The organism is Vibrio sp. B1FIG11 (assembly GCF_905175335.1).
Lineage (GTDB): Bacteria > Pseudomonadota > Gammaproteobacteria > Enterobacterales > Vibrionaceae > Vibrio > Vibrio campbellii.
This window is the reverse complement of the sequence record NZ_HG992751.1, coordinates 1,089,873-1,116,608: the sequence shown is the minus strand read 5'-3', so window position 1 is coordinate 1,116,608 and position 26,736 is coordinate 1,089,873. Positions and strand designations below refer to the sequence as shown.

Here is a 26,736-nt window from a genome sequence, read left to right as displayed (position 1 = left end):
TATTAAATGTTTCGGCTAATAGTACCAAAAATATGACCAAACACGTTGAGATTTTCACTGACGGATCTTGTTTAGGCAATCCGGGCCCGGGTGGTTACGGCATTGTGCTGCGTTACAAGCAAACGGAAAAGACCCTAGCGAAAGGCTACACGCTGACGACCAATAACCGCATGGAAATGTTGGCTGCAGTGGTGGCATTGCAAACGCTAAAAGAGCCATGCCAAGTGACGTTAACAACGGATAGCCAGTACGTGCGCCAAGGCATTACGCAATGGATTCATAACTGGAAAAAACGTGGCTGGAAAACGGCAGATAAAAAGCCAGTGAAAAATGCCGATTTATGGCAAGCATTGGATAAAGAAACCGCTCGCCATAAAGTAGATTGGCATTGGGTTAAGGGCCACGCAGGCCATCGTGAGAATGAAATCTGTGATGAGCTAGCGCGCACTGCCGCGGAAAACCCAACTGAAGAAGATACGGGGTATCAAGCGTCTTAGTTTTTACTGCTTGAGACCTTTTTCACCGCACTGCCCTCTCTGTTCATCACACCCAGTGGTGTTAGCTTTCTCTTCAAGCGCCAATGTGGCTTGATAGGTTTGAGAGGGTACGTTCGTTTACGGGCAACGATGTAATACAAACTCCCCGCTGGTGATGCCCAATCACCCAAACTGTTCTCTAACCACGTCCACATGGTTTTGTAGCGCGTCATCGGAAACAACGCGTAACGATCACAATGAATCACCTGATAGTTGAGTACGCCCAGCCAATCTTTGATGCGGTTGGCGGTGAACATGCGCCCACTCCAAGGCAAATTGTTTCTACGCCAAGGTAATAAACTTGCTAAGCCAGTGAAACTAATCGGGTTAAAGCCCGTAATAATAAGATAACCATCATCCATCATGACGCGATCAACTTCGCGCAGCAGTCGATGGGGATCACTTGCATAGTCAAGCTGATGAGCAAGCACGACAACATCAAAGCTTTTTTCTAAAAAGGGTAATTCGTAACCATCTGCGATGACATTATGCAACGGGTTCTGGATATCTACGTTGACTTGGTGTTGAATGTTACAACTACAGCTGGTTAGCTCACAGCTCAAGCCGCCCAATTTCAGCATGTGGTAACCGAACAACTTCGGACACCATTCATCGAGTCGGGTTTGGATTGACTCAAGTACCCACGGCCCATTGTTCATCTCTGACCAAGTCGACGGGTGCTGTAAAGTTTTGTTGCTGAGTGCTGGTTTCATTAACCACCTGACTATTAAAAGGGTGACGGAGAACGAATCGTGTTAGAGATCAAAAGCATACCCGCATTTAATGATAATTACATCTGGCTGATACAAAATAGCGACAAGCGATGTGCCGTGGTTGATCCGGGCGATGCTAAGCCAGTGTTAGAATATTTGCAGGCTAACGAGTTAACTTTAGAAGCGATCTTAATTACACACCACCACAACGATCACATTGGCGGCGTTTCAGATTTAGTTCGTGCTTTTCCTCATGTTTCTGTCGTAGGTCCGAAAGCAGAACCTATCCCAACATTAACCAATGCCATGGAAGAAGGCGACAAACTTGAGCTTTTCGGTGAAATTTTCATGGTGCTAGGTTTACCGGGTCACACACTGGGCCACATTGGCTATGTAGGCGACGGTAAATTGTTCTGTGGCGACGTACTGTTCTCGGCTGGCTGCGGCCGTATTTTTGAAGGCACACCAGAGCAGATGTTCGAGTCACTGAGCAAAATCATGAAGCTGCCAGAAGAGACCGAAGTGTTCTGTGCACATGAATACACCGCAAGTAACGTAGCCTTTGCCCTAGCGGTTGAGCCCGACAATGAGCACTTGCGCCAGTACCGTGACGATGTAAACCGCCTGCGCGGATTAAACATTCCAACCATTCCTACCACACTACGCAAAGAAAAGTTAATCAACCCGTTCTTGCGCGCAACCAACGCAGAAGTGATTCAATCTGTCACGAACCGTATTGAAAATAGCGATCCGTGCTCGGTTTTTACAGCTCTACGTGAGTGGAAGAACGAATTTTAACCAATTTCTGCTTGTAAACTTGCACGACGCAAGTATTATCGTGAGCTGATTTTCATAGAAGCGCCTCTGGCGCTTCTATTGCGTTTGGGGCTGATATAAATCTGTTTGAATTTCACCCAAACGCATAAAGTAGCGGCAAACCCGCCTCTACCCTTAGTTAGTGTTACAAGATGTCTATTATCTTGCGACTGCCACGCACACTGTTGCGCGACAGGCAGGAGAAGATAACCAGGCCCTAGATAGGCTGAATCCATGCGTTTAAAGTACAGTTGGGCGTTGGCGTTACTACTTTCTGGCTGTCAATTGACACAGTCAGATTCAACAAACACTCCAACACCAGAAACCAATAAGTCCGAGCAAGCGGTAAAACAAGACGCGGCTCAAGCGGACTCCAAGAAAAAGCAATCGATAGCAAAGAAACCTGCTAAAGATACGCCGAAAACCCTTTCTCCTCAGGAACAAGAAGATGTATGGCGTCGTATCGGCATGCAGCTTGAAATGGACATCCCAGACAACAAGAAAGTGGCTTACTACCGTACATGGTATCTGAAGCACCCTAACCACCTGCGCACCGTTTCTGAGCGTGCACAGCCGTTTTTGTACATGATTACAAAACGCATTGAAGAACGTGGGCTTCCAATGGAATTGGCGCTTCTACCTATCGTAGAGAGCTCATTTGACCCATTCGCGTACTCACACGGCAGTGCGGCAGGTCTTTGGCAGTTCGTTCCTGGTACCGGCAAGATGATGGGCCTAGAGCAAAACTACTGGTACGACGGTCGTCGTGATGTGTACGCAGCGACAGATGCTGCTCTTGATTACCTAGAGCAACAAAGCAAGCGCTTTGACGGTAACTGGGATCAAGCGATTGCCGCTTACAACAGTGGTGGCGGTCGTGTATCAAGCGCGATTCGTAAGAACAAAAAGCTAGGTAAACCTACGGACTTCTTCTCTTTGGACCTTCCAAAAGAGACCAGCAGTTACGTTCCTAAGCTACTTGCACTTGCAGACATCATTGCGAACCAAGACAAATACGGCATCGACATTCCACCAATCGCGAACAAACCGGTTTTGGTTCAGGTTGATCCAAAAGAACAATTGGACCTAGCGATTGCTGCCGATTACGCAGGCATTGGTGTCAAAGAGCTGCAAGGTTACAACCCGGCTTACAACCAATGGTCTACGGCACCTGACGGCCCACACCAGCTTCTTATTCCTATCGAGAAAAAGGATCAGTTCCTTGCTCAGGTGAAAAAGAACCGTGGTAAAGGCATGAAGGTCGCACGCTACAAAGTGAAGTCTGGTGACTCGCTCAGCGTATTGGCTCAGAAGTACGGTACGACAACCAAAGTTATCCAACGTGCTAACGGCCTAACCAACAACAACATTCGCGTTGGTCAGTACCTAATGATCCCAACGTCAACTAAAGACGATGCTAAGTACGCACTTACTGCGGAAAATCGCCTAAACAAAACGCAATCTAAATCTCGCGGTCAATTCAAACTGACTCACGTTGTCCAATCTGGCGAGAGCTTGTGGTCTATTGCAAAAGAGAACAAGGTTTCTCATAAGTCTCTGGCGAAATGGAACGGCATGGGACCAAAAGACACCTTGCGCATTGGCCAAAAGCTGGTGATTTGGAAGAACTCAGACAAGGGCGCCGTCATTCGCACCGTTTTCTATAACGTGCGTTCTGGCGATACCATCAGTGGCATTGCGAGCAAGTTTAAGGTGAAGAGCAACGACATCGTGAAATGGAATTCTCTTCAAAAGCAGAAGTACCTGAAACCAGGTCAGAAGCTTAAGTTGTATGTTGACGTAACTAAGGTAAGTGTATGAACCCATCGAGTAACCCGCTTGTAATGTTGTTGGATATTTTCCGTTCTCCAACATCGTGCTTCCTAGCGCTGTATCAGCGTGGAGGCTGGGGGTGGCAACCGTTCATCTTTTTGATGCTCAGCCCATTCCTATTCTGGGGTGCCTATTTCTCGAATGTGGATTTCACTTGGCTAAGTGAACAATTAACGGCTCAATTCCAACAGGTCGATCCTAAGCAGATTGAACTGTTGGAACCAAACACGCTGATGGCAAGTGCGATCATTAATGACGTGTTCAACCGCTTTGCGACTCTGCTGCTTTTGGCGTTGTGGTTCTTCCTAGCGACTAAAGCAAGCAAACAACAATACGGCTATTGGAAATGGTTTGCAGCGGCTTCTGCAATCCTGTTCCCTGCGGTTTTAGGCGACATCGCAAGCTATGCGAGCCTGTTACTGAAACACGGTCAGGTAATGACGTACGCGGCGGATTTAAACAGCCTAAATGGTTTGTTGAAACTGCCTTTAACCAACGAGTGGTCGCACTTTGCTAGCTCACTACCGCTACTGCTGCCTTGGTACATTGTATTGGGCTATGGTGTGGTTCTGACTTGGACAGAGTTTGAACGCGGACAGGCTCTTGTGATTTCGAGCCTACCTTGGATTGCGTTCTACGTAATTTGGGCGTTGTACATCGTTATTGCTTAAGTTACTCAAGCGAGGATAAAACCACCCTCGCTAGTCGTTAAGCGTAAACGACACCAATAATGGATTATGATCGGAAGCGTCGCTCTGCGGCGCTTTCGCGTTTTTGAGGGTCAGACCTCGATAAAAAACGTGATCGAGTGGCAAGCCGGTAATGAACTGAGTGCGGTTGTCTTGGCTAAACGTCACTTCCTGCAAATTGGCTTTTTGCAGTGCTTTCTTCATCGCCGTTAAGCGTTCTTCGCTCCAGCTATTAAAATCCCCTGCAAACAGGATCGGGCCTTTATGCTCCTTCAGCACCTTCTCTAATACAGACAACTGTGACGTGTATTCCTCGGTGCCCACGGTAAAGTTGATTGCATGAATGTTCACCACCGCCAAGGTTTCACCGTTACTGAGCTGATACTTACTGTACAGCGCGGATTTAGGCAAACGCAGCCACGGTTCTTTAGACGTATACGCGCAAGCTCGAATGGGTTCTTTCTGCGCAATGCTGATCACCCCCGCCCCACTGCCAAGCGCTTTGAAAGCACTGACTTGGTTACTGACCCAGTGCCCATCCACCAGCCAGTTTTTGAATTCATCGGTTAAGCTTGCTTCTTGTAGTAAAAGCAGTTGTTTATTGGCAGAGAATGCATCGAGTGCTTGCCGCCAGTTGTCTCGGTTTTGTTTGTAGATGTTCCACACCAAGACATTTAACTCACCATCCTTGTCGAGCGCCTGTGGCTGTTTAAACTCCATACAGCGAATATCTTGAGTAATGTTCGTTCCTGTTTGAGTAATGATTTGTGGTTGCTCTGGCACCGTGAAGATCACCTGAAAGCTGACAAGTCCGGCGATAATAAGAAAAACTAACGCAAAAGCTAAACGCTGATACATAGACCTACCTAACAACAAAAATGGCACGCATAAAATGCGCATAATAAAAAAGGAGCCATTTACGGCTCCCTTTTAGCTTACTCAAATTTTCACCACATAATGAAGTGAAATCTTAAATCGCGTCTTCGTCTTCTTCGCCAGTACGGATACGTACTACGCGCTCGATATCCGTAACAAAGATCTTACCGTCACCAATCTTACCGGTTTGTGCCGTTTCAATGATGGTTTCAACACACTTGTCTGCAACGTCTTCCGTCACTACGATTTCTAGCTTCACTTTAGGCAGGAAATCCACCATGTACTCTGCACCACGGTACAATTCTGTGTGACCTTTCTGACGACCGAAGCCTTTCACTTCAGAGACTGTCATCCCTGTAATGCCTACTTCAGCCAACGCTTCTCGAACATCATCCAATTTGAATGGCTTGATAATCGCTTCAATCTTTTTCATGTTCATCCCTTAAGCTTCAATCGTTTGCGCATATTATCGGTTAGCACCTCACAACATTCAATCCTTGTTATCATCAAGCACCTGAAAATCCTGACACCGGTGGAATTTATTTGCGGATGAATGTAACAAAGTCGCGAAGTCAGCAATCCCACGTGCACCAAACGAAAAAGCCAGAGCGTTTGGCTCTGGCTTGATTTGAGTCTTTATCTGGCTTGTACCCGTGCTTATTACTTCAAGCTTGCGTAGTACGCTGCCAAGTTTGCGATATCTTCGTCAGACAGCAGATTAGCTTGTGCTTGCATCACTGGCGCTAGGCCACCCGTGCGTTGGCCCGCTTTGTAAGCCTTGATTGAACTCGCGATGTATTGCTCGTTCTGACCTTTCAGGTTTGGGTAACCAGGAATCACCGCGATACCATCCGCGCCATGACAAGCAGCACATACGCCTGCTTTTGCTTGCCCTGCTGCAACATCACCTGCCGCCAGAGCTTGCCCACTTAACATGGTTAGCGCCATCATTGCGCCCATGATTGTTTTCTTCATTGCTTCACCTAATCGATTCTTATTTAAGGATTTTTATATTTTATAATCGACATTGTGGCATGAATTACAACGACTTGCGCCAGATAAGTTCACAATCTTGACCACTGAAGGCTTGATCAACAAACAAATTGCCGACCGCCACCACCTTATCTTGGTACATCAGAATCGGTATTTGGCGACGCAGCCAACTCGGCACATTGTACTCTTGGAATAACTTCTTCAGCTTACGGCTATGGCTACGCGTGGTCGGGTGCGCAGAGAGCCCTTCTGGATTAAACGTCACTCGCAATAGCTCTGGATGAGGCGGCATAGCAATGGTGGCTTGCTCTGAGTTGGTACTCAAGGTGAGCTCTCCCAACTGCTCGGGCAACAGCAAAGCCGTATCGGTTTGAATAGCACTTTGCCACGTCGTGACATCAACCGTTTCGGTTACCCAATACAGGCGATTCTGAAAACGGCGAACTTCACCCTGCTTGAGCTGAAGCTTTGGATTGGCATCTTGCTGCGCCAGCGCGACCTCATTCCAAATCAAATTGAGCTGCACTTGCGTTGGCATATTGGCATTTAGCTTAGCCAACCACATACGAACCAATCGCGCACGAGCCAGTTCACTGTGCGTCGCTAATTCTTCAATACTCAGGCTAAAATCACTTTGTAGTGCGCGTTCAAACACTGCTCTAAGCAACTCGTCCAGCAAAGCTTCTTGCTGCGCGCACAAACTCGCACTGCGCTGCACCGCTTGATGGATGCTCGGCCAACGTTCAGAAAGTTCTGGCACAATACGATGACGGAGGAAATTACGATCGTAACGCGTATCTTGATTACTTTCGTCTTCTACCCAATCTAGCCCTTGCTCCTTCGCTACGGCCTCAATCTGCTCGCGCTTGATAGCTAATAGCGGACGGACCAAAGTGCCACCAGCAAACGGCATGCTTTCTGCCATTGAAGATAGACCTTTCGGGCCGCTGCCGCGCTTCAACGCTAACAAGAAGGTTTCCACCTGGTCATCGGCATGTTGACCTGTCAGCAATAAATCACCGGACTGGATGTGCTTCGCCAACACCTGATAACGCGCTTCTCGAGCCAACAGCTCGATACTTTCGCCGCTGTTAGTGTCTAGACTCACACGCTCAACAGAACAGGTAATTCCCGCTTGCTCAGCCCACACTAAACATTTATCCGCCCATTCGTCCGCGTTGGAGCTTAAACCATGATGCACGTATACGGCGTGACACTTGAATGAGTGAGAATCTGTTGATTGATTGTCTATCGAATACGCTTGCTGATAACGACTAAGCAGCTCGAGTAATAAACGCGAATCTACCCCGCCACTAAACGCCAAGACAATCTTGGTGCCTGATTGGTAATAACGATCAAGAACTTGAGCAAATTGCGAGTAAAGCGATTCCATAAATCATCCGATAGAAACAAAAAAGGGTTGGACGCACGCCCAACCCTTTCTATTTTATCTGTTATCTTGCGAGAATTCAGCTAGTGCCTAGCGGCAGCTGTAATTAGCAGTAACCGTAGTTCATTAGACGCTGGTAACGACGCTCTAGTAGCGTTTCGTGGTCTAGTTGCTCAAGGTCTTCTAGCTGGCGAAGCAGGTTTGCTTTCATGTTTGCAGCCATTTGAACGTGGTCGCGGTGCGCACCACCTAGTGGCTCTTCGATGATTTCATCGATAAGCTCAAGCTCTTTCAGACGTGGAGCGGTTAGACCCATCGCGTCTGCTGCTTGTGGTGCTTTGTCTGAATCACGCCACAGGATTGAAGCACAACCTTCTGGAGAGATTACTGAGTACGTTGAGTACTGAAGCATGTTCACGTAGTCACCTACACCGATTGCAAGTGCACCGCCTGAACCGCCTTCACCAACAACGTTACAGATTACTGGTACTTTAAGACCAGACATCACTTTTAGGTTCTTCGCGATCGCTTCAGATTGGCCACGCTCTTCCGCGCCAACACCTGGGTATGCACCTGCCGTGTCGATGAAAGTGATGATAGGCATGTTGAAACGCTCAGCCATTTCCATCAAACGTAGCGCTTTACGGTAACCTTCTGGTTTAGGCATACCAAAGTTACGTTTTACTTTTTCTTTGGTCTCACGGCCCTTCTGGTGACCAATGATCATCACTGGACGCCCTTCAAGACGAGCGATACCACCAACGATCGCTTTGTCGTCAGCAAACGCGCGGTCACCCGCTAGTTCATCAAATTCATCAAAAGCGTGCTTGATGTAATCAAGTGTGTACGGACGTAAAGGGTGACGAGCCAGTTGAGCTGTTTCCCATGCACCTAGATTGCTGAAGGTTTTCTTCTTAAGTTCTAGGCTCTTTTTCTCAAGCTGTTCGATTTCTTTATCAAGGTCAACCGCAGAATCACCGCCGTGACGAGATACGTCACGTAGCGCTTCAATTTTCGCTTCTAGCTCTGCAATTGGCTTTTCAAATTCAAGAAAGTTTAGGCTCATCTATGAATCCTTTTTTACTCAGCGTCTTACATATTGCGCTGAATTTTTAGTTAAATTCGAGTTCTACTTGGCCTTTGCCAAGCAACTGTTTTAAATCGTCTAGTAATGTATCTGTTGGCGTTACTCGCCATTCGGTGCCCAATGTTAACCGCGCTCTGGCGTCGGCACGCTGGTAGTATACATTGACAGGTACGGTTCCGGCTTTGTGCGGCTCTAAAATACGCGTAAATTGTTCAAAGAATTTATCGTTGATCTGGTTAGCATCAATAGATACCGACAAACCACGTGCGTATTTTTCACGTGCAGTACCCAGATCCATAACTTCACGCGCCGACATTTTAAGGCCACCGTTGAAGTCATCAAAGCTGACCTGTCCAGAAACCACCAGAATTTTATCTTTTTCGAGAAGTTCTGCATACCTATCAAGCGCATCCGAGAACAACATCACCTCCATTCGACCACTTCGATCGTCCAGAGTCATGATGCCGATTCGTGTACCGCGCTTGGTTGTCATCACCCGAGCCGCAATAACCAGACCCGCCACTGTCACGGATTGATCACGACGAGTTGGGGTTGCGTCTTTTAGTCGACAACTAACGTACTTATTTAGTTCCTTTATGTATGCGTTAACTGGGTGGCCGGTCAAATATAAACCGAGCGTCTCACGTTCACCCTCTAACCATACTTTCTCTGGCCATGCAGGCACTTGAGTATATTTGTGTTCCACCTCTTCTGGCGCATCAGTCAAAACACCGAACATATCGGTTTGACCAAAGGCTTCCGCTTGGTGGTGTTGGCTTGCTGCTTTCACCGCATCGTTGAGCGATGCCATCAATGCCGCACGGTGTGGACCGAGCCTGTCGAGTGCGCCCGCGTAAATCAGTTTTTCGATAACACGCTTGTTGACCTTTTTCAGGTCAATTCGCGCACAGAAGTCAAATAGGTCAATGAAGTGACCACCTTTGTTGCGCGCTTCTAAGATCGCATCGATTGGACCTTCACCCACACCTTTAATCGCGCCGATGCCGTAAACAATCGCGCCATTCTCATCGACGTTAAAGCGGTACAAGCCGGCATTGATGTCTGGCGGAAGCACGGTGAGCTTCATGCGGAAACATTCGTCAACTAGGCCAACCACTTTCTCAGTGTTATCCATATCGGCGGTCATTACCGCTGCCATGAATTCTGCCGGATAGTGCATCTTCAGCCATAGCGTTTGGTACGAAACCAGTGCGTAGGCTGCCGAGTGAGATTTGTTAAAGCCGTAACCCGCGAACTTCTCTACCAAGTCGAAGATCTTCATCGCCAACTCGCCATCGACGCCGTTGGCAATTGCCCCCTCTTCGAAGGTAGCACGCTGTTTCGCCATCTCTTCCGGTTTTTTCTTACCCATCGCACGACGAAGCATGTCCGCACCACCAAGGGTGTAGCCAGACAGTACCTGTGCGATCTGCATTACCTGTTCTTGATACAGGATGATGCCGTAAGTCGGATCCAGAATCTCTTTAAGCGATTCGTGTTGCCACTTTTCATCAGGATAAGAGATCGCCTCACGACCGTGCTTACGGTCGATAAAGTTATCTACCATGCCCGACTGCAACGGACCCGGACGGAACAGTGCCACCAATGCGATGATGTCTTCAAAACAGTCCGGTTGCAGACGTTTAATCAGCTCTTTCATACCGCGCGATTCAAGCTGGAATACCGCAGTGGTTTCTGAGTTTTGCAGCAAACGGAATGACGCCGCATCATCCAGTGGAATCGATTCGATGCGAACAGGATCTTTGCCTTCGCGTTCTAGACGCGGGTTAATCAGACCCAACGCCCAGTCGATGATGGTTAGGGTACGCAGACCCAAGAAGTCAAACTTAACCAGACCGGCCGTTTCAACGTCGTTCTTATCGAACTGAGTAACCGGGAAGTGGCCTTCCGAGTCAGCATAAATCGGCGCGAAGTCTGTAATGGTGGTTGGTGAGATTACAACACCACCCGCGTGCTTACCGGCATTACGTGTACAACCTTCAAGGAGGCGACACATGTCGATAAGCTCTTTCACTTCTTCATCTGCGTCATACAACTCAGGAAGTGCAGGCTCAGCTTTGAACGCTTTCTCTAGCGTCATGCCCGGATCAGGCGGAACCAATTTTGAAATACGATCAACGAAGCCAAACGGGTGGCCAAGTACACGGCCTACGTCACGGATTACCGCCTTCGCCGCCATGGTACCAAAGGTGATAATCTGAGATACCGCATCACGACCATACATTTCTGCAACGTGGTCAATTACTTGATCACGCTTATCCATACAGAAGTCGACGTCGAAATCGGGCATGGATACACGTTCTGGGTTCAAGAAACGTTCGAATAGAAGGTCGTATTCCAATGGGTCAAGGTCGGTGATCTTCAGTGCATATGCCACCAAAGAACCAGCACCCGAACCACGCCCCGGACCTACCGGAATCGCGTTGTCTTTCGACCACTGAATGAACTCCATTACGATCAAGAAGTAACCAGGGAATCCCATTTGGTTGATTACGTCGAGTTCGATTTGCAGACGATCATCGTATTCAGGACGACGCTGCTTGCGCTCTTCCTCATCTGGGAATAGGAACTCTAGACGCTCTTCCAGACCTTCGCGAGACTTCATGACCAAGAAGTCGGTCTCTTCCATACCTTCAGTTGGGAAGGCTGGTAGGAAGTATTCACCCAAACGTACTGTCACGTTACAACGCTTGGCAATTTCAACACTGTTTTCTAACGCTTCCGGAATGTCGGCAAACAGCTCGCACATTTCCTCTTCAGTACGCAGGTATTGTTCTGGGCTGTAGTTCTTTGGACGACGCGGATCTTCTAGGGTGTAACCATCGTGGATTGCAACGCGGATTTCATGGGCGTCAAATAAGTCTTCACTGATGAAAACAACTTCGTTGGTTGCAACGACTGGCAATTCAAGCTCTTCTGCCAATTCAATCGCAAAGTGCAGGTAAGTTTCTTCATCCGGACGACCAGTACGAACCAATTCTAGATAGAAGCGATCTGGGAAGTATTGGTTGTAGAACTCGACACAACTGTCGACAACTTTGCGGTTGCCTTTTAGCAATGCTTTACCAATTTCACCGTTTTTCGCGCCTGATAGAACGATCAAACCTTCTGATAGTTCAGCCAACCAAGCTTTGTCGAGCACCGGTTGGTGTTGTACGTGACCACGAAGGTAAGCTTTTGAGATCAGCAACGTGAGGTTTTTATAACCTTCGTTGTTTGCCGCAAGTAACGTTAATTGCGTCAGCTCCTCGCCAAACTCATCCGATTGCATTTTGAAATCAGCACCGATGATTGGCTTCACACCACTGCCGTGCGCAGTACCATAGTATTTCACCAAACCACACAGGTTAGTGAAATCGGTCAATGCCATTGCAGGCATGCCGAGTTCGGCGACTTTCTTAACGAGCGGTGGAACTTTGTTGATACCATCCACCATCGAGAAATCACTGTGAACTCTTAGGTGAATGAACTTGGGATCTGACATTAACAGGTACCGTAAAACTATATCTTATTTGGGATTCTAACCTAAAGCAGGCGTGGTTTATAACACCGATACGCCTATTCTATTACTTTGCTTTATTCTTCGATGCCGAGCGCTTTCTTCACGGGCTTGAAGCTCTTACGGTGTTCACTGATCACACCGTGTTGCTCAATCGCTTCGAAGTGCGCTTTGGTTGGGTAACCTTTGTGCTTAGCAAAGCCAAACTGTGGGTATTGTTTATCCAACTCTTCCATTTCTTGGTCACGAACCACTTTAGCAATGATTGACGCCGCGCTAATTTCCGCCACGCGCAAGTCGCCTTTCACTACTGCTTGGGAATCCATTGGCAGTTCAGGACAACGATTACCATCGATAAGCGCAAGGTCTGGCTGTACTTTCAAACCCGCAATCGCACGTTGCATGGCAACCATGGTCGCTTGCAGGATGTTGAGCTCATCAATCTCTTCAGGAGAACAGCGGCCTACCGCCCATGCCAATGCTTTCTCTTTGATTTCTGGCAGCAGTGCAAGGCGTTTTTTCTCACTCAGTTTTTTCGAATCGTTTAAGCCTTCAATTGGGTTATTTGGATCTAAAATAACCGCTGCGGTAACAACATCACCCACCAAAGGACCACGCCCTACCTCATCAACACCCGCAACTAGCTGATAGCCTTGCGGATATTCAAACGGTGGTAGTTCTACTTTTGCTTTGGTCGTTTTTGGTTTTACAGCCATGGTAAATCTCTATTTTTCAATCAGTTTTAGAACCGCGTTTGCGGCTTGTTGATCCGCATCTTTGCGAATCCAATGATGCATTTCAGTGAACTTATCCAGCATTTCTCGGTTATCGCTCTCTAGTAAGCGAGACACTTCGTCGAATAAATTGTCTGGCGTGCAATCATCTTGCAGATATTCTTTAACCAGCTCGGTATCAGCCAGAATGTTTGGCAGCGAAACATATTTCGTTTTCAGCAGGCGCTTAGCAAGGAAAGCCGTCACCGCGTTGACACGGTAACCGACCACCATTGGGCGTTTGAGCAACATACACTCTAACGCTACGGTGCCAGACGCCAACATCACGGCATCTGAAGCGGTAATCACGTTGCGTGCAGTATCGTCCACCAGTTTGAAATCAAGCTCAGGTGCATGCTCTTTCCACGCTTGCTCGAATTGTTCGCGACGTTTCTGGTTTACTAGCGCTACGACGAAGCCAAGATCGGGGAATTTCTGGTGCAATTTCTTACACGTTTCGATAAATGGCTGAGAGAGCATTTTCAACTCGCTGCCACGACTACCCGGAAGTACCGCTAACCATTGCTTATCTTGCTCTAAACCGAGTAGATCACGTGCAGGCGCTTTGTCTGATTGCAGCGGAATAGCATCAGCCAATGTGTGACCAATGAATTCACAAGGCACGTTGAATTTATCGTAGAACGCTTTTTCAAACGGTAAGAATGCCAGTACTAGGTTAGTGGCTGCTTCAATTTTAAAGATGCGCTTTTGACGCCACGCCCAAACCGACGGGCTTACGTAATGCACAGTTTTGATGCCAGCATTTTTCAGGTCTAGCTCAACACGTAAGTTAAAATCTGGCGCATCGATACCAACAAAGACATCCGGCGGGTTATCAGTGAAGTATTTCACGAGCTCAGCTTTGACTTTCAGCAGTCTTGGCAAGCGGCCTAGCACTTCAACCAAGCCCATTACGGCGAGCTCTTCCATGTCGAACAGAGACTCGCAACCTTGCGCGATCATTTTAGGGCCACCAATACCAACAAACTCTGCGTCTGGGTATTGCTGTTTTACCGCTTTGATAAAGCCTTCACCTAGCGTGTCGCCAGACAGTTCTCCGGCAATGATGCCGATACGTAATGGTCTTTCCATATCTACTTCGCTATTTTTCCTGTGCGCTATGGGTAACGATTTAAGCTAAACGATAAACTATGTATCCACATAAACCGCGGTAGCTGCACAATCTGCAGCGTACAAACCGTTATCCATAAAACACAAAAAGACCGCAGCCCAATTTGGGCGCGATCTTTTCAATTTAACCGCTCATTCGTTAATTAACGAATAATGCCACGTTCCGTTGTTTCCAGAATATCTGAGAAACGTTTCACTGCTGGCCACTCTTGTGCCATTTCAGCTAGGATTGGTTTCACTTCTTCCAGAGTCTTACCTGAACGGTAGATTTCTTTGTACGCTTTTTGCAGCGCACGAATTTCTGGTTTTTCGAAACCGTTACGCTTCAAGCCAACCAAGTTCAAACCAAATGGGGTTGCGTGGTTACCTTGAGCCAATACGTAAGCTGGTACGTCTTGAACAACCGCAGAACAGCCGCCAACGTAAGCATAAGCACCAACCGTACAGAATGGATGAATCGCAGAAAGCGCCATTACACCTGCGTGATCATCTACCGTTACGTGACCACCAAGGATCGCATTGTTACCAATGTGAGTATGGTTACCAACGACTACGTCATGTGCGATGTGTGCGTTTACACAAAGCAGGTTGTCGTCACCAATCACTGTTGTTGCTTTGTCTTGAACCGTACCACGGTGAACCTGAACCGCTTCACGAATCACGTTACGGTCACCGATAACCACAGTTGTATCTTCGCCACCGTACTTCTTGTCTTGGTTTTCTTCACCAATCACAGCATGTGGGAAAATGCGGTTATCTTTACCAATTTTGGTGTGGCCTTTGATCACTACGTGAGACATCACTTCTGTGCCTTCACCAATCTCCACCGTAGAGGTGATGTAAGTGAAAGGACCAACGGTCACGTTAGCGCCAATTTTCGCGCCTTCTTCTACCACCGCAGCTGGGTGGATTTTAGCGGTTTCATGAATCATATTAAAACTCTCGACGAGCACACTTCAGCTCAGCTGAACATACCACTTCGCCGTCAACTTTTGCCACACCGCTGAATGCAGCAATGCCACGACGCTCTTTCAGAAATTCTACTTCAATAATCATTTGATCGCCTGGTACTACTGGTTTACGGAACTTAGCACCGTCAACACTTGCGAAGTAGTACAGTTCGTTTTCCGTCGGTGCACCAAATGATTTAAATGCAAGTAGGCCTGTCGCCTGAGCCATCGCTTCCAGGATCAATACGCCTGGGAATACTGGTAGCTGTGGAAAGTGACCTGTGAACTGAGGTTCGTTAACCGACACATTTTTAATTGCGTGAAGGTACTTCTCTTCTTGGAAGTCAATCACACGGTCGATCAATAAGAATGGGTAGCGATGAGGTAGTAGCTCTTGAATTTCAGAGATGTTCATCGTTTTCTTTTCAGTAGTCAAAGTCGTCTTCCTATATCAATTCTCAACAACCAAGATGGCAAGGCAGCGGCAAATGCCACTTATGCAGTAATCGCCTGCAAAGTGTATACCAGCTTGGTGATAAATCTACTTATAGCGCGTCATTATAGAAGAAAAAGACCCGCATTTCGCGAGTCTTTGTTCAGAATGTGGAACTAAGATTCTTCTTTCGTTTCCAGCTGTTTCTCAACAGCTTTCAGACGTTTGTTCATCTCGTCAATGCGGTGAACTCGAGTCGCCGTCTTGCGCCACTCTCGGTTGGTTTGCAGTGGAATGCCTGATGAGTACAGACCTTTCTCTTCGATACTGCGCATAACCATGCCCATACCGGTGATAGCTACGCCATCTGCAATCGTGATGTGGCCATTCAGAACCGACGCGCCGCCGATCTGACAGTACTTACCAATTTTCGTACTGCCCGCAACAATAGTACCACCTGGCATCACGGTACCATATCCGATCTGCACGTTATGAGCGATTTGAAGTTGGTTATCAAGAATTACGTTGTCTTCAATGATAGTGTCTTCAAGTGCACCACGGTCAATCGTCGTACACGCACCAATCTCAACGCGGTTACCGATACGCACTGAACCAAGTTGAGGGATCTTAATCCACTCGCCTTTGTCGTTAGCATAGCCGAAACCATCAGAGCCAATGACTGTGCCAGATTGCACTAGACAGTCATCACCCATTGATACTTCATGATAGATAGTCACATTAGCCCAAAGCTTGGTGTTGTTACCTAGCTTTGCGTTTTTACCGATAAAGCAACCTGCGCCAATACTTACGTTGTCGCCCAGCTCTACACCCGTTTCAATCACTGCGTTTGCACCGATAGTTACGTTAGTACCCATCTTCACGTCTGCTGCGATAACGGCACTTGGTGCGATCTCGTCAGCTGGCTTCGGAGTGGTGTCCATTGCTTGTACTACTCGAGCAAAAGCAATGTAAGGGTCAGCCACAACCAATGCGTTACCCACACATTGATCTTTGTGATCGGCTTTCACCATCACAACTGTCGCTTTGCACTCAGAAAGGTGTTTTGCGTATTTTGGGTTAGACAAGAAGGTCACATCACCTTCTTGTGCTTTATCCATTGGAGCTACGCGGCTTACAACGAGAGACTCGTCACCAAATAGCTCACCCCCGGTAATTGTCGCCAACTCGGCTAATGTCAATGTCTTCATAACTTCTTATTTTAGAGCTTTAATTACGTCTTCAGAGATGTTGTATTCTGGCTTACCGTACTGAAGAGAAGAAATGTCGATTACCATGTCGTAACCTTTCTTCGTTGCTACTTTCTTCACTGCGTCTTGGATAGTCTTGAATAGCTTCGCTTTCTCTTCAGCTTCGCGACGTGCACTTGCTTTCTCTAGAGCTTGTGCTTTCACTTTGTATTCGCTGTCTAGTTTAGCGATGTCGATACGTAGTTTTTCAACTTCGTCTTGACCTAGAAGCTCACCATCACGTTGTAGCTTTTCAATTTTAGTCTTAGCACGTGCTTGGATAGATTTCAGCTCGTCTGCTTTGCTCTTAAAGTCTTTCTGCATTTTTTGTAGAACTACTTCGCGTTGAGGAAGCGCTTGGAAAACTTGAGCAGTATTTACATAAGCAATTTTCTGAGCAGCTTCAGCCGCGTTAGCAAACATTGAAGAGCTAAGTACTAGAAGGCCTAGGCCAGCTGCTTTGATCATTTTATTCAAAATATTTTCCTCTTTAGAAGGTTCTACCGATAGTGAACGTGAAGAACTCTTCATCGTCGCCATCATATTTCTTAATTGGTTTCGCTAGCGAGAATACTAGAGGCCCCATTGGAGACATCCATTGCAACGCCGCACCGTAAGATGAGCGGTAGTTGGTTGGATCTGAGTAATCGTAGTAGTAGCGGTCGCCGTATTCAGCACCTGAGCTACGGTAGTCGAACTCCGTATCCCAAACACTTGCCATATCAAAGAAGATACTGGTACGGATTTGGTTACGAACTTCGTCCGATGCAAATGGTGTTGGAACAATCAACTCAAGGCTTGCAAGTGCAACAGCGTTACCACCAACAGCATCATCTGTTGCTGTATCTGCACCGTTGTTCGAGCCAGAGTAATCACGATAAACCGCTTTCGGACCTACTGTGTTCGAGCCGAAACCACGTAGTGTTGTAAAACCACCCGCGTAGTAGTTTTCGTAGAATGGGAACAAGTTATCGTTGCCATCCGTTTGACCATAACCGTTACCATAACCTAGACGACCACGGAACAAGAGAGTGAACTCGTGTTTCTTAGTCAATGGCACGTATTGACGAACATCATACTGCATCTTGAAGTATTGAACGTCAGAGCCAGGTACGGTCATCTTATAGAATGCACGTTGGTGGTTACCCGCTGTTGGGAAGTAGCCACGGTTTAGGTTGTTACGTGTCCATGAGATGTTGAAGTCAAAGTCATTTGTGTTCAACGCGCCGCTAGAATCAATGTTGTCTTCTTGCGCCTGTAGGAACTGTTCTACCTGTAGGTAAGGTGACAAGTTACCGATCTTGTTGTGAGTGTAGCCAACACCAAACTCAAAGCGGTTCAGTTCGTCGAATGGGAAACCCCATGTCAAACTTGCGCCGTAACTTTGGTTGGTATAGTCAACGATACCCGCTTCAGATGCTTCGAACTCGTCGTAGAAGATCTTACCACCCAAACTTACACCATCTAGGTTCCAGTAAGGGTCACGGTAGTCCAAGCTCACGTTTTTCTGGTAGTCGTTCATCATCGCGTTAATACCAACGCGGTTACCACTACCAATAAAGTTGTCTTGTTGTAGGCCAACCTGGAAGCTCACACCCGATTCAGTACCATAGCCGACACCAAAGTTCACGCTGCCTGAGTTTGCCTCTTTCACAGAGTAAACTAGGTCTACTTGGTCATCGCTGCCAGGTACACGTACCGTTTGTACTTCTACGTTCTCGAAGTAACCAAGACGGTTTAGACGCGTTTTACCGGTTTCGATTGATTTCGAGTTTAGCCAGCTGCCTTCCATCTGACGCATTTCACGACGTAGTACTTCGTCTTTGGTCGAGTTGTTACCCGTAAAGCGAATGTCACGTACGTAAATACGGTTACCCGGCTCAACGTTTACAACAAGCGATACTTGTTTGTTTTCATCGTCGAACTCAGGGATGGTGTTTACTTGTGGGTAAGCGTAACCAGATTCACCAAGCACACGCTTGATGCCTTCTTCCATCGAAGTAACACGAGAGCCGTTATACGTCTCGTTGTCTTCGAAAGGAACTAGCTTTTCGAACGTTGCTTCTTCACCGATCAAATTACCGCGGAATTTCACGTCTTTAACGGTGTACACGTCGCCTTCTTCAAGACCAAGGGTAATGTATACGCCTTTTTTGTCAGGAGAAATCGCCACTTGTGTCGAATCAACGTTAAATTTCAGGTAACCACGGTCTAGGTAGTAAGACTTCAGCGCTTCGATATCACCAGCAAGTACTTGCTTCTGATATTTTTCGTCCGCTAGGAAGTTCCACCAAGGCACGTCAACGTTCAGGTTGAAACGAGAAAGAAGGTCTTCATCAGAAAAGACTTCATTGCCGATAAAGTTGATTTGCTGAATTTTCGCCGATACACCTTCGGTGAAGACAAATTTCAAGTCTGAACGGTTACGAGGCAATGGAGTAACAACCGCTTTTACGGTCGCGTTGTATTTACCAACACTGTAGTAAAAGTCTTCCAAACCTTTTTCGATGTTGCTCAGCGTTGTGCGGTCAAGCGCTTCACCTTCACGAACGCCAGAAGCATTCAGGTTTTCTTGTAGCTGCTCGTCCTTGATTGCTTTGTTGCCTGAGAAAGAGATGCTGGCAATAGTTGGACGTTCTTTTACTTGAACAACCAGAACGTCACCATTACGCAGTACTTTCACATCTTCGAAGTTACCCGATGCGTACAATGCGCGAATGATCTCTGCAACATCGCCTTGGTCAACGGTATCACCGACACGTACAGGCATTTTCAGCAACGCTGCACCCAGTGCCACACGCTGCAATCCATCGATTTCAATATCTTGAACTACAAAGTTCTCTGCTCCGTTTGCAGATACACTGGTCGCCAGTAAACTTGCAAACAGAATTCGCTTAATCGCCATACTTGTTCTAATTATTCCTTGCTACTGCTTTTGTCTCTGAACTATCACAGACGAGTAAAATCATTAAATAGCGCTAACGCCATGAGCGAGAAGATAATCGCACCACCAATTCGATAGCCCATTTCCTGTACTTTCTCAGGCACTGGGCGTCGGATGACTGCTTCGATTGCGAAAAACAGTAGATGCCCACCATCCAACATTGGTAAAGGAACGAGGTTAATAATACCTAGGTTAACACTAATTAGTGCCAGAAAACCTAAAAAGTAGACCAGACCGTAGTCTGCGGTCGCCCCAGCTCCTTTGGCAATAGATATTGGTCCGCTCAAATTGTTCAGACCAACGTCACCTACAATCAGTTTCTTAAGCATACTGATTGTAAGTCCAATAACTTGACCAGTCTTGTCAATCGCTTTGCCAATAGACTCGAATACACCAAACTGTAGTTCGAAGCGATAACTTTCTGGCCATTCTGCGACTTCAGGTGCGATACCCGCGAAGCCAACGGTTTCTTTGTTAGCTAGCTCACGACTACCTGGAATCAAGGTAAATGACTGCTCATCACCTTGACGCAACACGATCACATCAATTGGTGTTTCTGGGTTAGAACGAATGGCTTGAACCACGTCATCCCATTTAGAAATCTTTTCACCTTCAATCTCGATGATTTTGTCACCAGCTTGTAGGCCAGCTTTCTCAGCGGCACCACCTTCACTCACCTGCGCTAGCTCCGTGTAAATCTCAGGAGTGTACGGTTTGAAGCCTAGTGACTGCATCGCAGATTGTGTTTCAGGATCAAATTTCCAATCACGGATATCAAGTGTCTTCGTGACTTCTGAGCCAACTTCATTTGCTGAAGATAGCGTCACTATCATCGAATCATCACCGATATGAGAAACTAATCCCATGTTGACTGATTCCCAGTCCGGAGTTTTGATACCTGAGATGGATTTTAGTTCCATCCCTGATTCAATTCCTGCTTCTGCAATGATTGAATTGGGCGTAACTTCACCAATTACCGGCTTCACTGCTGGTACACCAATCAAAAAGACCAGCCAGTAAGCCACAATGGCGAAGAGAAAATTGAAAATCGGACCCGCAGCCACAATCGACGTGCGCTTCCAAAGTGGCTTTTGGTCAAACGCCAAATGCTTTTCGTGCTCAGGCACTTCATCAACACGGCTGTCCACCATCTTGACGTAGCCGCCCAGTGGAATCATCGAAATGCTGTACTCAGTTCCGTCTTTGCCTACTTTACTCCAAATAGACTTACCGAAACCGATAGAAAACTTTTCAACTTTTACACCGCAACGACGCGCAACCCAAAAGTGACCATATTCGTGCACGGCCACCAAGATGCCCAGTGCAACGATAAAAGAAACCAAATTCCACAAAATACCAGTCATTAGCTACGCTCGCGTAAAAATTCTAAGGCGATAGTTCGTGACATTCTATCTAGCTCTATCAAGCTTTCCAAGCTATTCACATTCTCACTTTTATGGCTTGCAGTGATTTTGTTCAAAACTGATTCATTGATGCGAGCGATATCAGTGAAACCTAAGCGGTTATTTAAGAAAGCATCCACTGCGACTTCGTTCGCTGCATTCAGAGCGGTCGTAGCATGTTGGCCTTCGTAACACGCATCAATCGCCAACTTCAAACATGGGTAGCGAGCAAAATCGGGTTGAAGGAACGTCAACTCGCCCACTTGAGTAAAGTCGAGTGGTTTCACACCAGCATCCACACGAGATGGGTAAGACATGGTTAGTGCAATCGGAGTTGCCATATCGGGTTCGCCCATTTGCGCTAAGACTGAACCGTCTCGGTATTGCACCATTGAGTGAATCACCGACTGAGGGTGAATAATCACCTTCAACTGCTCGCGAGCCGCATTAAACAGCCATTTCGCTTCAGTGTACTCAAGACCTTTGTTCATCATGGTTGCTGAATCAACCGAGATCTTAGGACCCATTGACCAGTTCGGGTGAGCAATCGCTTGTGCTGGGGTTACTTTCTCTAGCTCTGCGATGTCGGTATAACGGAATGGACCGCCAGAACCAGTTAGCAGAATTGATGAAATACCATGCTCTTCTAAGTTACAACGACCTAGGCTGGTTTGAACTTGCTGAGGTAAACATTGGAAGATCGCGTTGTGCTCGCTGTCTACAGGAAGTAGCTCTGCGCCATGTTCTTCTACTGCGTCAATGAACAGTTGACCGGACATCACCAGTGCTTCTTTGTTTGCCAATAGCACACGCTTGCCGGCTCTCACTGCCGCCATCGTTGGTAGCAAACCAGCCGCACCAACGATAGCCGCCATCACGCTGTCGACTTCTTCTAAGGCAGACACATGACAAAGCGCATCAACACCACCTAACACCTCAGTGCTTGGCGAGACAGAAGCCAGTTCTGATTGCAGAGCCAATGCCGCCGCTTTATCCGCCATCACAGCGTATTTTGGTTGCCATTTACGGCAGAGCGCGACCATCTTTTCAACGTTAGTGCTTGCCGCTAATGCGACGATAGAAAACAGCTCAGGGTTTTGTTCAACCACTTTAAGTGTGCTTGCACCGATTGAGCCTGTTGCACCAAGAATCGTTAACTTTTGCATGATGTAAGACCGTTAGAAAAATTCAGGAGCGACGAAGCCGCTCCCGATAAATTAGAATACGTAGTAAAGAAGAGCAAATACTGGGAAGGCAGCGGTCAGGCTGTCGATACGATCAAGAATACCGCCGTGTCCTGGAATAATATTGCTGCTGTCTTTGATGCCTGAAACACGTTTGAACATGCTTTCTACTAGGTCACCAAGTACGGAAATCACAACCGTAATCAATGTAATGATCACCATGTGGACTGGGCTGGTGAATTGGATATCAAACCAACCTGCGAACAACCAACCAACAATCAATGCTGCGATGATGCCGCCAATCAAACCTTCGATAGTCTTGTTTGGACTCACATGCGGCGCCATTTTACGTTTACCCATGCTTTTACCAGCAAAGTAAGCGCCACTGTCTGCAGCCCATACCAAGAAGCAAACATACAGCACAAGTTTTGCGCCGTGGTATGGATCTACTGAAATATCGGAAGCTCTAAGAATGATCACGCTCCAAAGGAAAGGGATCAAAGTCAGAAAACCAAACACATGACGAAGCGCTTTGCTGCCTTGCCATAGGTTGGTGGTTTTAGGGTAAGTAATGGCCATTGTGCTGGCGATAATCCACCAAACAAAACCGAGCGCTAAAACTGTGTAATGCGGTGCTGCCAGTTGGTTAAGGCTTACTGCATCAGGCGAAATGAATAGAAAACTGAGTCCGGTTACGACAACGGCTGGTACGAGGGCAGCGATGCGTGATTTGCTTTCTGTAAACTGGGTCCACTCCCAAAAACCTAATAGCGTAATCGCCGTCAAAGCGATGATGAAGCCGATTAGGGGTAATTTAAAAATACCTAAAATTACAAGGGGAGCTAAAATTAGTGCTGTTATTATTCTCTGTTTCAAACTAACTAGTCCTTATTGAGCAGCCATCAATGCCTTTACTTGCTCGCCAGTACAACCAAAGCGACGCTCTCGGTTAATAAACCAAGTTACAGCTTCTACTAAGCTGTCTTCGCCAAACTCTGGCCAGTACTCCGGAGTAAAGTACATTTCAGCATACGCCATTTGCCACAGCATGAAATTACTAATGCGACACTCTCCACTTGTACGGATCAAAAGATCCACTTCTGGAAGGTCTGCCATTGTTAGATGCTGGGTAATCAGCTGCTCATTGATATCCTCTACACGGATCTCACCGTTACGCGCTTTTAACGCCAACGTTTTTGCCGCCTCTGTGATATCCCATTTGCCGCCATAGTTAGCCGCAATGTTAATCACCATACCCGTGTTATTTGCCGTCAGTGCTTCTGCTTCCGCAATTTTACCTTGCAGTCGCTCACTAAAGCGGCTGGTATCACCAATGACACGCAGGCGTAAGTTGTTTTTATGCAGCTTTTTCACTTCGCTAGAAAGTACCGAAATGAACAGCTCCATCAACAGACCCACTTCTTCCTCAGGACGACGCCAGTTTTCACTACTAAAAGCGAACAACGTCATGGCTTTAATACCGAGTTTAGAAGCTGCAGCAACGGTCTTGCGAACGGCGTTAACGCCTTTTTTATGACCGAATACGCGAGGTTTTCCTTTGGACTTAGCCCAACGGCCATTACCGTCCATAATGATGGCAATATGCTTAGGGAGGGAATCAGAGAAGGCTTGAGAATTTTGCATAGGGAGTTAATTGAGTTCCATCAGTTGGATAGACTAACACAAAAAAACGCTGCACTGTGAGCACAGCGTTTTCCAACAGTGATGTGGGTGGGAGTATTAAACTTCCATCAACTCTTTTTCTTTAGCAGCAAGAACTTCGTCGATCTTCTTAACTGCTACGTCAGTCAGTTTTTGAATTTCGTCTTGTGCTTTACGATCTTCGTCTTCAGAGATTTCTTTATCCTTTAGAAGACCTTTTAGGTCGCTGTTTGCGTCACGACGGATGTTACGAACAGCAACACGTGCGCCTTCAGCTTCACCACGAACAATCTTAACTAGGTCTTTACGACGCTCTTCTGTTAGCGGTGGAAGTGGAACACGGATGATTGTGCCAGCAGACATTGGGTTTAGGCCAAGGTCAGACATCATGATCGCTTTTTCAACTTTTTGAGTTAGTTCTTTGTCGAAAACTGTGATTGCTAGAGTACGAGCGTCTTCTGCAACAACGTTTGCTACTTGGTTAAGAGGAGTAGGAGCACCGTAGTACTCTACAGAGATACCAGATAGTAGGCTTGGGTGCGCGCGGCCAGTACGAACTTTAGAAAGGTTGTTCTTTAGCGCTTCAACGCTTTTGTCCATGCGCTCTTGCGCGTCTTTATTGATTTCGTTAATCACGGTTTCACCTTAAAAATGTCATCTTTCCTGAAGAAAGCCTAAAAAGGTTGAGCAAAGCGAAACGCCATCCAACCTAGCGTGGATGGCGTTTAGGATTATGCGTCAGCGTTGATCAGCGTGCCTTCAGCTTCACCCATAACCACGCGACGTAGTGCGCCTGGTTTGTTCATGTTAAATACACGGATTGGCATTTTGTGGTCACGAGCAAGTGTGAACGCAGCCAAGTCCATTACTTTCAGTTCTTTATCCAGAACTTCATTGTAAGATAGCTTATCATACAGCTCTGCGTCTGGGTTTGCTACTGGGTCAGCAGTAAATACGCCATCAACTTTCGTTGCTTTTAGCACTACGTCAGCTTCGATTTCGATACCGCGTAGACACGCTGCTGAATCTGTAGTGAAGAATGGGTTACCAGTACCTGCAGAGAAGATTACTACACGGCCTTGGCGAAGTTCGCGGATAGCGTCTGCCCAATTGTAGTCGTCACACACGCCTTTTAGAGGAATTGCAGACATTACACGAGCGTTTACGTAAGCACGGTGAAGTGCATCACGCATTGCTAGACCGTTCATTACTGTTGCAAGCATACCCATGTGGTCGCCTACTACACGGTTCATACCCGCTTCCGCAAGACCAGCACCACGGAACAGGTTACCACCGCCGATTACCACACCAACTTGAACACCCAGTTCAACCAGCTCTTTCACTTCTTGAGCCATACGGTCAAGAACCGCTGGGTCAATACCAAAACCTTCTTCGCCTTGAAGAGCTTCACCACTCAGTTTTAATAGAATACGTTGATACGCTGGTTTAGGGTTCGTAGTCATGGAGTTTACCTTCCAAAAGAGAGTTGTCGATTAACAGTCATGAATAGACACAAGGTGACTTATAGCTATTCATCACGGCTAAGTTTTTGCCGCTCTTTTCGTAAAAAGACCGCAGCCTTGGCTACGGTCTAATATTTACACAAGTCTCTAAGGATTAACCTTTTTGAGCTAGTGCTACTTCTTCTGCGAAGCTCATTTCAGCTGCTTTCTCGATACCTTCACCTACTTCTAGGCGAACGAATGTAGCAACAGAAGCACCTTTCTCTTTTAGCATTTCGCCAACAGATTTCTTAGGTTCCATGATGAAAGCTTGACCAGTTAGAGAGATTTCGCCAGTGAATTTCTTCATGCGGCCGATAACCATCTTCTCAGCGATCTCTTGTGGCTTGCCTTCGTTCATAGCGATTTCAACTTGAACTTCTTTCTCTTTAGCAACTACGTCAGCTGGTACGTCTTCTGGGTTAACGAACTCAGGCTTAGAAGCAGCAACGTGCATTGCAACGTGCTTAAGAGTTTCTGCGTCGCCTTCACCAGCAACAACAACACCGATTTTCTCACCGTGACGGTAAGAAGCGATTGCAGTACCTTCAACGTAAGCAACGCGACGGATGTTGATGTTTTCGCCGATTTTAGCAACTAGAGCTACGCGCTCTTCTTCGAACTTAGCAACTAGCTCTTCAGCAGTAGCTTTAGTCGCTAGAGCGTCAAGTGCTACTTTGTCTGCGAATGCAGTGAAGTTACCGTCTTTAGCAACGAAGTCAGTTTGGCAGTTAACTTCAAGAAGAACAGCAACGCCGTTTTCTTCTTTGATGATGATTGCGCCTTCAGCTGCAACGTTACCAGCTTTTTTAGCTGCTTTCGCTGCGCCTGATTTACGCATGTTTTCAATTGCTAGTTCGATGTCAGCGTTTGCTTCTACAAGCGCTTTCTTACATTCCATCATGCCAGCGCCAGTGCGCTCGCGAAGTTCTTTAACTAGAGCAGCAGTTACAGTTGCCATTCTCTATTCCTCGTTTGATTCGAAATAAGGTAAAAAACAGGGGCCTACATTGTCGGCCCCCATTGCTAACTATAACTCAGTCTGTGCTACAAC

The 26,736-nt window shown here is 46.9% G+C and carries 25 protein-coding genes; 4 read left to right on the top strand and 21 right to left on the bottom strand.

All coding sequences use genetic code 11. The features are described from left to right. Nucleotides 1–32 precede the first annotated feature (32 nt). Entirely contained in the window at nt 33–497 is a 465-nt protein-coding gene (rnhA, locus tag KHO06_RS05065) for a ribonuclease HI (RefSeq protein WP_005533940.1), read from the top strand. Here rnhA and KHO06_RS05060 read toward each other — a convergent pair. Continuing rightward, nucleotides 494–1,249, bottom strand: a complete 756-nt coding sequence (locus KHO06_RS05060) for a class I SAM-dependent methyltransferase (RefSeq protein ID WP_012128679.1) — start codon at nt 1,247–1,249, stop codon at nt 494–496. The genes rnhA and KHO06_RS05060 overlap by 4 nt on opposite strands. 39 nt (nt 1,250–1,288) lie before the next feature. Between KHO06_RS05060 and gloB the strand changes: the two genes are divergently transcribed. The 3 genes from gloB to KHO06_RS05045 all read left to right on the top strand — a co-directional run bounded on the left by gloB (nt 1,289) and on the right by KHO06_RS05045 (nt 4,569). After that, complete coding sequence (gloB, locus tag KHO06_RS05055; protein WP_012128680.1) at nt 1,289–2,047, top strand: hydroxyacylglutathione hydrolase; 759 nt, start codon at nt 1,289–1,291, stop codon at nt 2,045–2,047. 252 nt (nt 2,048–2,299) lie between these two features. Further along, entirely contained in the window at nt 2,300–3,886 is a 1,587-nt protein-coding gene (locus KHO06_RS05050; protein WP_212582199.1) for a LysM peptidoglycan-binding domain-containing protein, read from the top strand. Next, nucleotides 3,883–4,569 carry a YIP1 family protein gene (locus KHO06_RS05045; protein ID WP_005430220.1) on the top strand — a complete coding sequence of 229 codons (687 nt, stop codon included), beginning with the start codon at nt 3,883–3,885 and terminating at the stop codon, nt 4,567–4,569. Before KHO06_RS05050 ends, KHO06_RS05045 begins: the two co-directional genes overlap by 4 nt. A 30-nt stretch (nt 4,570–4,599) precedes the next feature. Here KHO06_RS05045 and KHO06_RS05040 read toward each other — a convergent pair whose 3' ends face one another. The 20 genes from KHO06_RS05040 to tsf form a co-directional block, all read right to left on the bottom strand. Further along, complete coding sequence (locus KHO06_RS05040) at nt 4,600–5,445, bottom strand: endonuclease/exonuclease/phosphatase family protein (protein ID WP_212582198.1); 846 nt, start codon at nt 5,443–5,445, stop codon at nt 4,600–4,602. Between the two features lie 112 nt (nt 5,446–5,557). After that, nucleotides 5,558–5,896, bottom strand: a complete 339-nt coding sequence (gene glnB / locus KHO06_RS05035) for a nitrogen regulatory protein P-II (protein WP_005380372.1) — start codon at nt 5,894–5,896, stop codon at nt 5,558–5,560. A 227-nt stretch (nt 5,897–6,123) separates the two neighbouring features. Further along, on the bottom strand, nt 6,124–6,438 hold the full coding sequence (locus KHO06_RS05030; RefSeq protein ID WP_005430226.1) for a cytochrome c: 315 nt from the start codon (nt 6,436–6,438) through the stop codon (nt 6,124–6,126). A gap of 64 nt (nt 6,439–6,502) precedes the next feature. Further along, nucleotides 6,503–7,849, bottom strand: a complete 1,347-nt coding sequence (tilS, locus tag KHO06_RS05025) for a tRNA lysidine(34) synthetase TilS (RefSeq protein WP_212582197.1) — start codon at nt 7,847–7,849, stop codon at nt 6,503–6,505. A gap of 103 nt (nt 7,850–7,952) precedes the next feature. Beyond that, nucleotides 7,953–8,912, bottom strand: coding sequence for an acetyl-CoA carboxylase carboxyl transferase subunit alpha (gene accA / locus KHO06_RS05020; RefSeq protein WP_047481416.1), 960 nt, complete (start codon nt 8,910–8,912; stop codon nt 7,953–7,955). Nucleotides 8,913–8,958: 46 nt separating this feature from the next. After that, a complete protein-coding gene (gene dnaE / locus KHO06_RS05015; protein ID WP_081233443.1) occupies nt 8,959–12,438 on the bottom strand; it encodes a DNA polymerase III subunit alpha in 3,480 nt (1,159 codons plus the stop codon). 92 nt (nt 12,439–12,530) lie between these two features. Continuing rightward, a complete protein-coding gene (rnhB, locus tag KHO06_RS05010; protein ID WP_012128688.1) occupies nt 12,531–13,169 on the bottom strand; it encodes a ribonuclease HII in 639 nt (212 codons plus the stop codon). A gap of 9 nt (nt 13,170–13,178) precedes the next feature. After that, nucleotides 13,179–14,318, bottom strand: coding sequence for a lipid-A-disaccharide synthase (gene lpxB, locus KHO06_RS05005; RefSeq protein ID WP_045395152.1), 1,140 nt, complete (start codon nt 14,316–14,318; stop codon nt 13,179–13,181). Nucleotides 14,319–14,500: 182 nt separating this feature from the next. Next, on the bottom strand, nt 14,501–15,289 hold the full coding sequence (gene lpxA, locus KHO06_RS05000; protein ID WP_005430231.1) for an acyl-ACP--UDP-N-acetylglucosamine O-acyltransferase: 789 nt from the start codon (nt 15,287–15,289) through the stop codon (nt 14,501–14,503). Nucleotide 15,290: 1 nt separating this feature from the next. Next, nucleotides 15,291–15,743 carry a 3-hydroxyacyl-ACP dehydratase FabZ gene (fabZ, locus tag KHO06_RS04995; RefSeq protein WP_005430234.1) on the bottom strand — a complete coding sequence of 151 codons (453 nt, stop codon included), beginning with the start codon at nt 15,741–15,743 and terminating at the stop codon, nt 15,291–15,293. Nucleotides 15,744–15,916: 173 nt separating this feature from the next. Beyond that, complete coding sequence (gene lpxD / locus KHO06_RS04990) at nt 15,917–16,948, bottom strand: UDP-3-O-(3-hydroxymyristoyl)glucosamine N-acyltransferase (protein ID WP_005430236.1); 1,032 nt, start codon at nt 16,946–16,948, stop codon at nt 15,917–15,919. 6 nt (nt 16,949–16,954) lie between these two features. Next, nucleotides 16,955–17,464 (bottom strand): OmpH family outer membrane protein, encoded by a 510-nt coding sequence (locus tag KHO06_RS04985; RefSeq protein ID WP_005430239.1) that lies wholly within the window; start codon nt 17,462–17,464, stop codon nt 16,955–16,957. A gap of 13 nt (nt 17,465–17,477) precedes the next feature. Then, entirely contained in the window at nt 17,478–19,892 is a 2,415-nt protein-coding gene (gene bamA, locus KHO06_RS04980; RefSeq protein ID WP_038891873.1) for an outer membrane protein assembly factor BamA, read from the bottom strand. A 44-nt stretch (nt 19,893–19,936) separates the two neighbouring features. Further along, a complete protein-coding gene (gene rseP / locus KHO06_RS04975; RefSeq protein WP_212582196.1) occupies nt 19,937–21,295 on the bottom strand; it encodes a sigma E protease regulator RseP in 1,359 nt (452 codons plus the stop codon). Continuing rightward, nucleotides 21,295–22,500, bottom strand: coding sequence for a 1-deoxy-D-xylulose-5-phosphate reductoisomerase (ispC, locus tag KHO06_RS04970; protein WP_212582195.1), 1,206 nt, complete (start codon nt 22,498–22,500; stop codon nt 21,295–21,297). Before ispC ends, rseP begins: the two co-directional genes overlap by 1 nt. A 51-nt stretch (nt 22,501–22,551) precedes the next feature. Continuing rightward, nucleotides 22,552–23,394: a phosphatidate cytidylyltransferase gene (locus KHO06_RS04965; RefSeq protein WP_012128695.1), complete on the bottom strand. Its 843-nt coding sequence runs from the start codon at nt 23,392–23,394 to the stop codon at nt 22,552–22,554. A gap of 12 nt (nt 23,395–23,406) precedes the next feature. Further along, nucleotides 23,407–24,162 carry an isoprenyl transferase gene (locus tag KHO06_RS04960; RefSeq protein WP_005529363.1) on the bottom strand — a complete coding sequence of 252 codons (756 nt, stop codon included), beginning with the start codon at nt 24,160–24,162 and terminating at the stop codon, nt 23,407–23,409. A gap of 96 nt (nt 24,163–24,258) precedes the next feature. Next, nucleotides 24,259–24,816 (bottom strand): ribosome recycling factor, encoded by a 558-nt coding sequence (gene frr / locus KHO06_RS04955; RefSeq protein WP_005436779.1) that lies wholly within the window; start codon nt 24,814–24,816, stop codon nt 24,259–24,261. A 95-nt stretch (nt 24,817–24,911) separates the two neighbouring features. Continuing rightward, nucleotides 24,912–25,643, bottom strand: a complete 732-nt coding sequence (gene pyrH, locus KHO06_RS04950; RefSeq protein ID WP_038891875.1) for a UMP kinase — start codon at nt 25,641–25,643, stop codon at nt 24,912–24,914. A gap of 154 nt (nt 25,644–25,797) precedes the next feature. Then, entirely contained in the window at nt 25,798–26,643 is an 846-nt protein-coding gene (tsf, locus tag KHO06_RS04945) for a translation elongation factor Ts (protein WP_005436775.1), read from the bottom strand. Nucleotides 26,644–26,736: the final 93 nt, after the last annotated feature.

Coding starts and splice junctions, on each gene's coding strand:
- rnhB (WP_012128688.1), bottom strand. CDS start 13,169: ATGGCTGTAAAACCAAAAACGACCAAAGCAAAAGTAGAACTACCACCG.
- tilS (WP_212582197.1), bottom strand. CDS start 7,849: ATGGAATCGCTTTACTCGCAATTTGCTCAAGTTCTTGATCGTTATTAC.
- rnhA (WP_005533940.1), top strand. CDS start 33: ATGACCAAACACGTTGAGATTTTCACTGACGGATCTTGTTTAGGCAAT.
- lpxD (WP_005430236.1), bottom strand. CDS start 16,948: ATGAAGACATTGACATTAGCCGAGTTGGCGACAATTACCGGGGGTGAG.
- glnB (WP_005380372.1), bottom strand. CDS start 5,896: ATGAAAAAGATTGAAGCGATTATCAAGCCATTCAAATTGGATGATGTT.
- accA (WP_047481416.1), bottom strand. CDS start 8,912: ATGAGCCTAAACTTTCTTGAATTTGAAAAGCCAATTGCAGAGCTAGAA.
- lpxB (WP_045395152.1), bottom strand. CDS start 14,318: ATGGAAAGACCATTACGTATCGGCATCATTGCCGGAGAACTGTCTGGC.
- KHO06_RS05045 (WP_005430220.1), top strand. CDS start 3,883: ATGAACCCATCGAGTAACCCGCTTGTAATGTTGTTGGATATTTTCCGT.
- KHO06_RS05060 (WP_012128679.1), bottom strand. CDS start 1,249: ATGAAACCAGCACTCAGCAACAAAACTTTACAGCACCCGTCGACTTGG.
- KHO06_RS05040 (WP_212582198.1), bottom strand. CDS start 5,445: ATGTATCAGCGTTTAGCTTTTGCGTTAGTTTTTCTTATTATCGCCGGA.
- KHO06_RS05050 (WP_212582199.1), top strand. CDS start 2,300: ATGCGTTTAAAGTACAGTTGGGCGTTGGCGTTACTACTTTCTGGCTGT.
- tsf (WP_005436775.1), bottom strand. CDS start 26,643: ATGGCAACTGTAACTGCTGCTCTAGTTAAAGAACTTCGCGAGCGCACT.
- ispC (WP_212582195.1), bottom strand. CDS start 22,500: ATGCAAAAGTTAACGATTCTTGGTGCAACAGGCTCAATCGGTGCAAGC.
- rseP (WP_212582196.1), bottom strand. CDS start 21,295: ATGACTGGTATTTTGTGGAATTTGGTTTCTTTTATCGTTGCACTGGGC.
- pyrH (WP_038891875.1), bottom strand. CDS start 25,643: ATGACTACGAACCCTAAACCAGCGTATCAACGTATTCTATTAAAACTG.
- KHO06_RS04960 (WP_005529363.1), bottom strand. CDS start 24,162: ATGCAAAATTCTCAAGCCTTCTCTGATTCCCTCCCTAAGCATATTGCC.
- dnaE (WP_081233443.1), bottom strand. CDS start 12,438: ATGTCAGATCCCAAGTTCATTCACCTAAGAGTTCACAGTGATTTCTCG.
- lpxA (WP_005430231.1), bottom strand. CDS start 15,289: ATGATTCATGAAACCGCTAAAATCCACCCAGCTGCGGTGGTAGAAGAA.
- bamA (WP_038891873.1), bottom strand. CDS start 19,892: ATGGCGATTAAGCGAATTCTGTTTGCAAGTTTACTGGCGACCAGTGTA.
- KHO06_RS05030 (WP_005430226.1), bottom strand. CDS start 6,438: ATGAAGAAAACAATCATGGGCGCAATGATGGCGCTAACCATGTTAAGT.